The sequence below is a fragment of the Arthrobacter cryoconiti genome (genome assembly GCF_020905375.1).
Lineage (GTDB): Bacteria > Actinomycetota > Actinomycetes > Actinomycetales > Micrococcaceae > Specibacter > Specibacter cryoconiti.
In genome coordinates, this window is the sequence record NZ_JAJJBU010000048.1 from 1 (window position 1) to 2,725 (window position 2,725).

1 protein-coding gene is annotated in these 2,725 nt (G+C 57.9%); it reads left to right on the top strand.

Annotated elements, in window-relative coordinates:
- Positions 1-739: 739 nt before the first annotated feature.
- On the top strand, positions 740-2,725 hold a 1,986-nt coding region (locus LOH53_RS16965; protein ID WP_326832807.1), incomplete at its 3' end, for an HNH endonuclease.

Below are 2,725 nucleotides of genomic sequence, written 5' to 3' on the forward strand. Positions count from 1 at the left end.
GGTTCCGTCACCATGTCTTTCGTGTAGCACGGGCTTGGGTGACTCCGTGCTTGGGTGACTTCGTGCTTGTTGACGGGTCTCAGGGTTGGGTGACTTCGGGCTTGGGTGACTTCCACCGAATTGGACCACCGCATGTTCGGGCCACCATCACTAGTTTTGGTGGGTACAAGCTTGTTGGGGTGCGTTGCGGGCTTGGGTATCCAGGTATTTTTCTCTGTGTGGTGTGGTGTGTCCTCCACAGGGGGTGGCCGGTTGGTGGTGGTCCACAGATTGGGGGTTTGGGGTCTTTTGAGGGGTTGTTTGTCAGTGGTGTTTTGTAGAATTGGGGTAGTAGAGGACGCAGGGAAGATTCGTTAATGATGAGTCTTTTGAGGTCCGGGTTCTGGTTGAGGTGGTGACGGGTATGGCTCTTTCGCAGTGGCAGGGCGTGTCGAGTCCCTCGACTGTGAATCGGGCCGTTCTGGATCTTGTCCGTGATCTCTCAAGCGCTGTGAGTTCTTCCAGCTCTTCTCCGATCCCCCCGATTCTTCCGAGCTCACCCACACCTGCCACGACCAGACCTTCTGCCACTGGGTCTGGCAGAACCACACGTGCTACACACGGGTCTGGCACTACCGGGGCTGCTAGACCTGGTCGTGCTCTGCCGGTATTTACTGGTGGGGGCCCTGTAACTACGGGTCCGACGATTACTGGTTCTGTTATTCCGGTTCCTGTTCCTGTTCCGGTTTTTGTTGCTCCGGTGGGTGCGCCGGTGGTGGGTGCGTCGGTGGTGGGTGCTGCTGAGGTGTTGTTGGGTGTGTGTGGTGGTTTTGTTGATCCGGTGGTGTTGGCGCATGTGGATGCTGCTCTTGCTCATGAGCTTGCCTCGCGTGCTGCTGTTAGTGCTATGGAAGCGGTCGCTGGGGTAGAGCAGGCTGTGCGGGAGGGCCGCCCGAGTGGGTATCTTGCAGGGTTAGTCAGTCACGCGTCAGCGATGAAAACCGCTGCGAGTAAGGCCGCTACACATGCTCAGAGCGCGACAGCTATCATCACAGCCCTGGGCGGTACTCTCCCAGTACCCAGCGACCCCACCACGAGAAACCCTGCACCCAGCACCGCAGATCCCAGCCCTGTACCCGGCATCGGTGTTGGTTTTGATGTGGGTGTGGTGGAGGGTGTTGATGGTGGTGTGTTGATTGATGTGGTGGCTAGGTTAGAGGAAGTAAAGAACGCGTTGACGGGCATTCAGATTCAGGCCGAGGCGTTATTTAGTGTTCAGCAGCGGTTAGTGCAGGTCAGGGCTGGTATGCCGGTGAAGAGTTTAGGGAAGGGTGTTGGGTTACAGATCGGGTTGGCCCGGCATGAATCCGCGCATCGAGGGCGTCAAGCCGGGGAGTTAGCCTCTGTGGTGGTGAGGGAACTTCCTTTCACGTTCCGGGCGGTGTGTTCGGGAAAGATCGGGGAATATCATGCGCGGATCATCGCGATGGAAACGGTGTTCTTGAGTGCTGAACACCGGGGCGCTATCGATCGTGCTTTAGCTTTAGATCCCGAGCGGTTAGCGGCGATGGGCTCGAAGGAACTCGCTGTAGCGGCCCGTCGCGCCGCGTATCTCTTAGAGCCTGAAGTCTTTGTTCAACGCCGGGAAAAGGCTGTTAGCGAACGGCATGTTTCCCTACGCCCGGCCGCGGACGGTATGACTTTACTCAGCGCTTTGATTCCCTTACGTCAAGGCATACAGATCCTTTCCACACTCCGTCGTGTCTCAGGGAGCGCGAAAGCCTGCGCAGACACACGAACTCAAGGCCAACTCATGGCCGATGCCCTCATTCACCGACTCACCCACCATCAACCCTGCCACCCACTTATAAACACCCCCACCCAGGACCAGAGCACCACACACACCCAACACGGACCCGACACCAACGCTAATGACCGGTTCCGGGCAAGCACCGATAACCGGGTAGGGATAAACGCTAATGACCGGGTGCGGGCAAGCACTGATAGCCGGGTAGGAACCCGGTCCTTGACAGTGCCCCGGCACGGGGCCGCTGCTACGGGCCGGTGGGAAGAAGAACAAATCGGTAGAGAAGGAAGCCTATGTACCAGTGTTACTGAACCAGAGATCACGTTAGAACTCATCATGACCGACCGGGCCCTCTTTCACGGCGCTAACGACCCCGCGATCCTTACCGGATACGAACCCATCCCCGCCCCGGAAGCCCGCCACCTCATCACCCATACCAACCCCACACAACAAAACACCACCACCGATAAAGGAACCAAAACCGGAAGCGGCACCGACACCGACACGGGTACTGAACAGAGCCGTGGTGGTAGCAACACGGGTACTGAACACGGTAAAAACAATAACAACAGCACCAACAACAGCACCAACAATAGGAGCAACAACACTGGCAGCGCTGGAGGAAACGGTTCTGGCTCCCCACGGGTTTGGGTGAAGCGCCTCTACACACACCCTGATACCGGGGAACTACTCGCTATGGACTCCCGCGCCAGACTCTTTCCCGAGGGCATGAAGGAATTCCTGCGCCAGCAATACCAACACTGCGCTACCCCCTACTGCGACGCACCGATCCGCGAGTACGACCACATCAAATCCTGGGCCACAGGAGGAACAACCACCATCACCAACGGCCAAGGACTCTGCACCGCGTGCAACCACGACAAAGAAACACCCGGATGGCACACACAACCCCACCCCAACCCACACACCACCAACACC